The organism is Barnesiella sp. WM24 (assembly GCF_004570975.1).
GTDB lineage: Bacteria > Bacteroidota > Bacteroidia > Bacteroidales > Muribaculaceae > Muribaculum.
Map to the genome: position 1 here is coordinate 92,520 of NZ_SPPC01000013.1, position 9,116 is coordinate 101,635.

The following is a 9,116-nucleotide window of genomic DNA, read 5'->3' on the forward strand; positions in this document are numbered from 1 at the left end:
AATCATGAAATCATATCACAACCTGCTCCTGCTCGGAGCCGCTGCAATGATGGCAGCATGCTCATCGGACAATGCGCCCGATGTTAACAAAGACAATGAGATAGCATTTATATGCGATTACGAAAACTCATCACGCGCCACTGATAGTAACTTTGAGAGCAACGACCGCATAGGCATCTATATGGTAGCCGAAGGAAACACACTGCAAGTGGGCGGAAACGAACTTAACAACGAGCCGTTCACCTTCAACGGCACAGAGTGGAAAGCGGCGCGAAAGGCTTACTGGAACGAAGGCAAGCACACAGTCTACGCCTACTATCCTTATTCAAAAACGGTAGATGACACCGAGGACTATACATTCACTGTCGCCACCGACCAGTCAACCCACGAGGGCTATACCGCATCAGACTTTGTGTGGAGCAGCAAGGAGGATGTAGAGGCATCGGCATCGCCCGTGAAACTCACATTCGCCCACCGCATGAGCAAGGCGATAATAAAGCTTGAGAAGAGCGAGGATTACGAGGGGGAAATACCCTCCGACTGTCAGGTTTATGTCCACAACACCGTAGCCACCGCGTCAATCGACCTGTCGACGGGCGGTGTGTCAAAAGACCCCTATGCCGAGACCGCATCGATACAGGCTCAGAAAATCACCGACACGGAATTTCAGGCTATTGTGGTGCCGCAGAATATCGAGTCGCGCCGTCCGCTCGTAGAGGTTGTCACCCAGGGTGTCAGCTACCTCATGGAGGGCCGGCTTTCGTTCAGGCAGGGCTATAGCCACACTATCGTGGTGACTCTCAGCAAGAATCCTTCACAGACAAAGATTGAAATAGGCGGCTCGATAGGCGGCTGGAACTGATAACTCAAATATTATGAATAAACTCACCACACTTGTATGTCTCTTTGCAGCGGGTATCGGCACTCTTTCTGCCGCCACCCGCTACAAAGGCGACTTCAACAATGACGGAAAGGTGGATCTCGCCGACATGGTTGTGCTCGCAAAGGCTATCAACGAGGAGAAGACCGACCGGTCGCTCCATGACCTTAATGCCTCAGGCTCCGTCGATGACGCTGACCTGCATTGGCTCGCCGACCTGATTATATCGGGGAAACTCATCGAGGATGTCGGAATAAATATCGGCATAGGAGGATGGGATGACGGAGGTGAAGACTTCGGGGGCACTGTGGGCGCTGCCTACAGCCGTGCCGCAGGCGCGCAGGGATTTACCTTTTTTGCTGAAAGTCCGAGATATGACTACAGTAATAATGTGACATACGTCGACTTCGGGCTTAAATCTGATTCGGAATCGGGCAATATCTGCGCCATCTGCTTCAAACTGCGTGTCCCTGACGCTGACTTTCCGGATGGGGACTTTGTAGAGCTTTACGAGGCAGCAGTGGCGGGTCACGGCATATATGGCAAACCCGTAATCGAAAGCCGCTCTCCTGAAGAGAAGGAATTGCGTTTCATCGTGTTTTCACCCTCTCTTGACGCCATTGCCGATGACTCGGCGCCGATAGGACGCCTGAAATACAACCTCCCGGAAAGCAAGCCGGGAAGCTTCACAATCACGGAGAGCCACGCGATAGTCAAGGGGAGCGACAACGTATGGGAAATTGATGGTAGTGGCAATAACTTTGCCGACATGTGCTACCGCCCCTTGTCATCAATATCAATCGAGCATGACGGGACTGAGGAAATAGCCGTGGGCGAGCAAAAAGAGCTCCGGGTAATCTTCAATCCGGATGACGCTACCGACAAATCAGTCGAGTGGAGCAGTGACAACACTGATGTCGCCACAGTCGATAACTCCGGCGTGGTCACAGTCAACGATAAAGGCACGGCGACAATAACCGTCAGGACTCTTGACGGCAGCAACCTTGAGGCAAGCTGCATGATACAGGGCGTGACAAATACATCCGGCATCATGGATGCCGAGTCAGACGTAACGGCTGTCGACATTTATTCGGCGAAAGGCATTCTGCTACGTAAAGCAGTGGATAAGGATGAGGTCAACTCGCTGCCCGCAGGGCTTTATATACTGCGTAGCGGAACAAAATCATATAAAGTCGTGAAATAACATCTCGAAGATAACCTCAAAGCCCATTGAGAGTAGTGGAAGACTTCGTCGGTCGCTGTCGCGGCCGGCTCAAGTCTTCCACTTTTTTATCGGCGTGCCGAGGGGATTATGATTTAATCTGATTTCAATGATTATTTTTACAAAAAATACAATATATTTCACAAATTCATACAATATTTGATTTTATCCTTATCGAGGCTTAAACATTACATTTTGTCAACGATTTATCGCACACTATTATAAATGATGTGCAATAATGACATTTTTAGCACAAAATGAAAACTCATTTATAAAAAGATTGTTTATCTTTGCGTACAAGCGAAAGTTAAAATTATCAACTATTACGAAATTTATCTAAGGTATATATATGGATCATATAAAACAAGTCGCCAAAAGAATGAGAGGGCTGCGCGATGCTGTCGACATGACGGTCGAGGAAATGGCAGCGGAGTGTGAAATAGATATCGAGCTGCTCAAGGCATATGAGAGCGGCACCACCGACATACCTGTCAGCTTCCTTCATCGCCTCGCCACTACCTTCGGCGTAGAGCTGACCGCCCTGCTCTTCGGGGAGGAGCCGAAGATGAACTCTTATTATGTGACACGCTCAGGCAACGGAGTGAAGGTAGAGCGCACCAAGGCATACAGCTACCAGGATCTTGCGGCAGGATTTCAGCGCAGAATCATGGCTCCGTTCATAGTGACCGTGGAGCCTGTCGCACATGACACTCAGATGACACTTAACACCCATGACGGTCAGGAGTTCAACTATGTGCTTGAAGGCGAGCTTGAAATATCGGTTGCCGGCAAGGTAATCACTCTGCACGAGGGCGACAGCATAATGTTTGACGCCCGCCGACAGCATGGATTGCGCGCGCTCGGCGACAAGGCGGTGAAGCTTATCGCGATAATATCCTGACGATACACGAAGATATCTACTACTACAGTCTATAAATTACAGCACTATGCTTGAAAAATTTCTTGATAAGACCAAATTTGAGTCCTATGAGGACTTTATGGAAAATTTCCACGTGAATGTGCCGGAAGATTTCAATTTCGGCTATGACGTGGTTGATGCATGGGCAGAGAAAGAGCCCGATAAACGCGCCCTGCTATGGACCAATGACAAGGGCGAGAAAATCCAGTTTACATTTGCCGACATAAAGCGCGAGAGCGACAAGACGGCATCGTTTCTACAGTCGCTCGGCATAGGCCGCGGCGACATGGTGATGCTCATCCTGAAGCGCCATTATCAATTCTGGTTCTCCATCATAGCGCTCCATAAACTCGGAGCCACAGTCATCCCCGCTACCCATCTTCTTACAGAAAAAGATATCGTATACCGGTGTAAGATGGCAGGCATAAAAGCAATCATCTGCACCGGCGACAAGGTGGTTGTCGACCATATCGAGAAAGCGATGCCCTCATGCCCGACCGTGAAGGCACTCGTGTCGACAGGACCTCTGGTGCCGGAGGGATGGTATGACTTCAACAAGTCAATCGACGAGGCAAAACCGTTTGTGCGTCCCGAGAAGGTCAACAGCAACGACGACATCTCACTGTTGTATTTCACGTCGGGCACCACCGGAGAGCCGAAGATGGTGGCTCACGTCTTCACATATCCGCTCGGTCATATAATCACGGCAAGCTACTGGCATAATCTGTCGGAAGACAGTCTGCATCTTACACTTGCCGACACAGGCTGGGGCAAGGCTGTGTGGGGCAAGCTTTACGGACAATGGATTGCCGGGGCAAACGTGTTTGTCTATGACTTCGAGAAGTTTGAGCCGGTGGATGTGCTGCATATGATTCATAACTACGGCATCACTTCATTCTGTGCGCCGCCTACCGTGTTCAGGTTTCTCATACGCGAAGACCTGTCAAAATTTGACCTGTCCACTCTCAAATACTGCACTATCGCAGGCGAGGCGCTAAATCCGAAAGTATATGAAGAATGGCTGCGTCTCACCGGCATAAAGCTGATGGAAGGCTTCGGACAGACCGAGACCACGCTTACCATAGCCACCTATCCATGGCTTGAACCCAAGCCTGGCTCGATGGGCAAGAAAGGTCCGCAATATGACATTGACCTTATAGCCCCCGACGGACGCCCCGTGGAGGATGGCGAACAGGGTGAAATCGTCGTGCGCACTCACGGTAAAAAGCCGCTCGGACTGTTTAAGGAATATCTCCACGACCCCGAGCTGACCCATGCCGCATATCATGACGACATATATCACACGGGCGACGTGGCATGGCGCGATGAAGACGGTTACTTCTGGTTTGTCGGCAGGACCGACGATGTGATAAAGTCATCAGGCTACCGAATCGGCCCGTTTGAAGTGGAGAGCGCGCTTATGACCCATCCTGCCGTCGTGGAATGTGCCATAACCGGAGTACCCGACGAGATACGCGGTCAGGTCGTGAAAGCGACAATCGTGCTTGCCAAAGACTATCTTGAACGCGCCGAACACTCGGCAGAGGACCTTATAAAAGAGATCCAGAATCACGTGAAACGCGTCACCGCGCCTTATAAATACCCGCGTATCGTGGAATTTGTCAAGGAACTGCCCAAGACTATAAGCGGAAAAATCAGGCGTGTGGCTATACGAGACAACAATAAAGAAAAATAATCGTTTTCTTATATATGTCACGACACGCTTATAAACGCATAGCCATAAAAATAGGCTCCAATGTGCTCACCCGCCCCGACGGCACCCTTGACATCACCCGCATGTCGGCTCTTGTCGACCAGATAGCCGAGCTTCACCGCAAAGGCATAAGGGTCATCATGATTTCATCGGGCGCTGTCGCGTCAGGGCGAAGCGAGCTTCACCTTGGCGACAGGCTTGACTCGGTATCGGCGCGACAGCTCTATTCGGCGGTAGGACAGGCAAAGCTTATCAACCGCTACTATGAACTGTTTCGCGACCACGGCATAGCCTGCGGACAGGTTTTGACAACAAAAGAGAATTTCTCCACACGCCGCCACTACCTGAACCAGAAGCACTGTATGGAAGTGATGCTCGCCAATAATGTCATTCCTATTGTCAATGAAAATGACACTGTGTCGGTGACTGAGCTTATGTTTACCGACAATGACGAGCTGTCAGGGCTCATCGCTTCGATGATGAACATGCAGGCTCTTATAATACTCAGCAATATTGACGGAGTATATGACGGAGACCCGTCAATCCCGGGCACCCGTCTCATCACCGATATCAGGGAAAATGATGACGCCTCAGGCGGCATAACCGAATCGCGTTCTTCCCTTGGAAGGGGTGGAATGGCGACAAAATACCGCATAGCCACTAAAGTGGCGGCTGAAGGGACCGCGGTCATCATTGCCAACGGCAAGAGAGAAAATGTGCTTATCGACCTCCTGACTCCGGAGAAGGATGTGCCACACACCCTTTTCCATCCGTCGCCGGAAGCCGCTTCCGGTCTAAAAAAATGGATAGCCCACAGCGAAGACTTCGCCAAGGGAAATATCATTGTCAACGACGGTGCGGCTGAAGCCATCCTCTCGCCGGTAAGAGCAAGCCTGCTGCCTGTAGGGGTAACTTCTATTGACGGAAACTTCGAGGAGGGCGACATTGTCAGCGTGAGCCGCGCCGACGGTAAAATCATCGCCTGGGGCAGAATAGGCTATAATGTCGATGATGCCCGCAGAGTAGCCGGCGAACGTGAGGCAAGACCTCTCATTCACAGCGACTACCTTTATATCGATTTATAATAACAACACTTACTAATAAATGAAACGCTTATCACTTATCATGATTGCGCTGACAATGTTGTCGGCTGTGGCATTTGCCACTGAAAAACTCACTGAAGTAAACGGAGTGAAATTTGGATGGAAATTTGACCGCTGCGACCTCGCACTAAGCAATGTGGAGAACAAGCAGACCCGCACAGATGGGGAAGAGACAAAAATATCTTACGGACCGGCAGTGTGGGGACATATCGAATGGACCGGCAGCGTGCTTGACTTCTATCGCGACAAGCTATATCAGATTGGTTTTTACAAAACATCAGCCACCGACGACATGACCACCTACGAGCAGACCAAGACAAGGCTCTCAGCCGCTTATGGCAAATATGCCCAGCTGAAAGGAGAGGATGAAAAACTGATGTGGCGCGCACGCAACGGCAATCTTGCAGTGCTGCAATACGCGGAAGAAACCACTCCCGACGGCAAAAAGCAGTATTCAACCTACCTGTTTTTTGTTGACCACAAGGAAGTGCTCAAGAAAGCCAAAAATGTAGAAAATGAGCTTCGCGAGCTCATGTATGGTAAATAAGTCATGGCTAATATAACACCTATGCTGGAAGCATCACGGCGGGCTTCACGCGAAATTGCCCTCAGGTCACCTGAGGAAACAAACTCTCTGCTGCTGATGCTTGCCGACGCTACAGAAGCGGCAATCCCCGACATACTCCGGGCAAACGAAAAAGACCTTGCCCGAATGTCGCCTGACAATCCTAAACGCGACAGGCTTCAGCTTACAGAGTCACGCATAAGGGACATCGCTTCCGACATGCGTTCAGTAGCTTCGCTACCCTCCCCTCTTGGAATATCGCTGAGTAAAACCACACGGCCAAATGGCATGACTATCGAAAAAGTCACAGTGCCGTTTGGTGTCATCGGCATCATCTATGAAGCGAGACCCAATGTAACGTTTGACGTGTTTTCGCTATGTGTCAAAGCAGGCAGCGCATGTATCCTTAAAGGAGGCAGTGACGCGCAAGCTACCAACGAGTGTACAGTTGCGCTCTTGCAGCGTCTGCTCACAGAGAACGGATGGAATGAATACTGCGTGACACTGCTCCCAAACAATCATGAGACCACGACAGAGATGCTTCATGCCACAGGTTATGTCGACCTTATAATACCGCGCGGTTCTAAAAAGCTCATAGAGTATGTGCGCGACAACGCACGCGTACCCGTAATCGAGACAGGCGCCGGAGTATGTCACACATATGTCCACACCTCGGCAAATCTAGATATCGCACGTGACATCGTATTTAATGCCAAGACACGACGCGTGAGCGTATGTAACGCGCTTGACACCCTCGTTATTGACGCGGCATTGCTCAGCCAGCTCCCTTACATATGCTCTCCGCTGTCAGAAAAGCATGTGGAGATATATGCTGATGAAGCTTCCTACTCGGTGCTTGACGGTATATACCCCTACCTGCACCGTGCAACAGAGGATGATTTCGGCAGGGAATGGCTTGATTATAAAATGTCGGTCAAGGCGGTTGACGGCTTAAATGAAGCCATAAAATTCATCGACAGCCACACATCACGCCACAGCGAGTGTATCGTAGCTGAAGACAAAGCCGCCCAACAGGCATTTCTCAAGGAGATAGACGCCGCATGTGTCTATGTCAACGTGTCGACCGCGTTTACCGACGGAGGGCAGTTTGGATTCGGAGCCGAGATTGGTATCTCCACCCAGAAACTGCATGCCCGCGGACCTATGGCACTTCCGGAAATCACGACTTACAAATATATCGTGACAGGCAACGGACAGACCCGCAGCTAAACTATACTTACCGGATTCTGCGGCAAGCGTGACGAGAGAATACGCCACTGCTGCGGATAAAGATTATTGGCGCGCCGCCCGAGATTTTTCACAAATCCGAGCGGTGTGCCTTTATATGTAAGAAGCACATAACCGACAGGAGCGTCCTCAATTGTCACAGCCTCACGCCTCAGATATGCTATTGCCGTGTCATAACCGACCTCGCTGACAGCAAAGGCATCGCGATTCAACCCACGGCTCATGGCAAGCGACTGGGCAGGCAATATATCCTTACCCTTTATATGCCCCACCTCAATTCCGCGATGTATTACGTCAAGAGTCTTTTCTATACGCGCGACATCATGCGCCAGCGGAAACGCCACAATCCTGTCTCCTTCGACCATCCACCGGTATTTCTCAGGATTCAATATACGTGACTTACACTCGGAGGAAACCGCACCTTGCTTTACTGCTCCTGAAATCTTGCCGCCTGCCGCAACACATCCCCCTTTTCTGATAACAGCCACAGTCAGTCCCTCTCCCTTCACCCTGCCGGGCAAAAAGTGATAACAACCGTCACGATATACTATCCCCCAATCAGCAGGGAAGGACAGCTCGACTATCTCCGCATCGTATTCGGAAAGAATCCACCTTACCATATCCTCATTCTCCTCGCGGTTGAACGTGCAGGTGGAATAAATAAAGATTCCTCCTCCGCGCAAAGCACCCCACAGATTATCGACAATCTCCTTCTGCCTGGACGCACACTCTGCGACAAGCGACGGCGACCACTGCGCGACAGCCTCGGGGTCCTTTCTGAACATTCCTTCACCCGAACATGGCACATCGGCGGCAATTACGTCAAATTCGCCATTTAGCTTGCGAAATTTGCGCGTATCGCCCTTCGACACCATAATACCCTCATAACCCCACTTAACAAGATTCTCACGCAAAATTTCAGCGCGCAAAGGGACATACTCATTTGCCACCACAAGCGAACCCTCAGGAAGCGCGTCTATAGCTGCAGTCGTCTTGCCCCCCGGAGCAGCACAGGCATCAAGATACCTCACAGGGCGAGATTGCTCCACGACATGACTTATTATGTAATCATAAACCATAGAGGAGGCATCCTGCACATAATATTTACCCTGATGCAATGCCGGGTCAAAAGTAAACGGGACACGCTCCGCAAGATACCGCCCCCTGTCACACCAGGGAACCGGCTCCCCGTCAGGAACGGAATCCACCTTTGCTTTATTAAATCTTACGCTTACTGTCGGCTCTCCTTCAAGAGCCTCTGCAAGACCGTCAAAATCGGTTTTAAATCCGGCAGGTAACATAATGATGTAATTACAATAATCGGTTGGGGTATGGGTAAAAAAAAGAGGCTGCAAGGGTTGCTTGCAGCCTCGAAGGGGGCGGTTACCTACTCTCCCACTTTCGCAGTACCATCGGCGTGGCGGGGTTTAACTTCTCTGTTCGGAATGGGAAGAGGTGGAGCCCC

Annotated in this window: 8 protein-coding genes and 1 rRNA gene; 7 read left to right on the plus strand and 2 right to left on the minus strand. The window is 50.5% G+C overall.

Going from position 1 to position 9,116, the window contains the following annotated elements; genetic code table 11:
- Nucleotides 1–4: 4 nt before the first annotated feature.
- The 7 genes from E4T81_RS13465 to E4T81_RS13495 all read left to right on the plus strand — a co-directional run bounded on the left by E4T81_RS13465 (nucleotide 5) and on the right by E4T81_RS13495 (nucleotide 7,633).
- Complete coding sequence (locus E4T81_RS13465; protein ID WP_135045440.1) at nucleotides 5–862, plus strand: fimbrillin family protein; 858 nt, start codon at nucleotides 5–7, stop codon at nucleotides 860–862.
- A 13-nt stretch (nucleotides 863–875) separates the two neighbouring features.
- On the plus strand, nucleotides 876–2,084 hold the full coding sequence (locus E4T81_RS16035; RefSeq protein ID WP_135045442.1) for an Ig-like domain-containing protein: 1,209 nt from the start codon (nucleotides 876–878) through the stop codon (nucleotides 2,082–2,084).
- 367 nt (nucleotides 2,085–2,451) lie between these two features.
- The gene (locus E4T81_RS13475) at nucleotides 2,452–3,003 is read left to right on the plus strand and encodes a helix-turn-helix domain-containing protein (protein ID WP_135045444.1); all 552 of its coding nucleotides are present in this window, start codon (nucleotides 2,452–2,454) and stop codon (nucleotides 3,001–3,003) included.
- 46 nt (nucleotides 3,004–3,049) lie between these two features.
- On the plus strand, nucleotides 3,050–4,717 hold the full coding sequence (locus E4T81_RS13480) for an AMP-binding protein (protein ID WP_135045446.1): 1,668 nt from the start codon (nucleotides 3,050–3,052) through the stop codon (nucleotides 4,715–4,717).
- A 14-nt stretch (nucleotides 4,718–4,731) separates the two neighbouring features.
- A complete protein-coding gene (gene proB, locus E4T81_RS13485; protein WP_135045448.1) occupies nucleotides 4,732–5,820 on the plus strand; it encodes a glutamate 5-kinase in 1,089 nt (362 codons plus the stop codon).
- A 19-nt stretch (nucleotides 5,821–5,839) separates the two neighbouring features.
- Nucleotides 5,840–6,385, plus strand: a complete 546-nt coding sequence (locus E4T81_RS13490; RefSeq protein ID WP_135045450.1) for a hypothetical protein — start codon at nucleotides 5,840–5,842, stop codon at nucleotides 6,383–6,385.
- A gap of 3 nt (nucleotides 6,386–6,388) precedes the next feature.
- Nucleotides 6,389–7,633 carry a glutamate-5-semialdehyde dehydrogenase gene (locus E4T81_RS13495; protein WP_135045452.1) on the plus strand — a complete coding sequence of 415 codons (1,245 nt, stop codon included), beginning with the start codon at nucleotides 6,389–6,391 and terminating at the stop codon, nucleotides 7,631–7,633.
- Here E4T81_RS13495 and E4T81_RS13500 read toward each other — a convergent pair.
- Together E4T81_RS13500 and rrf are read right to left on the minus strand one after the other, a co-directional pair.
- Nucleotides 7,630–8,952 (minus strand): rRNA cytosine-C5-methyltransferase, encoded by a 1,323-nt coding sequence (locus E4T81_RS13500; protein ID WP_135045454.1) that lies wholly within the window; start codon nucleotides 8,950–8,952, stop codon nucleotides 7,630–7,632. The genes E4T81_RS13495 and E4T81_RS13500 overlap by 4 nt on opposite strands.
- A 73-nt stretch (nucleotides 8,953–9,025) precedes the next feature.
- Nucleotides 9,026–9,116 (minus strand): 5S ribosomal RNA (rrf, locus tag E4T81_RS13505); the annotation flags it as partial.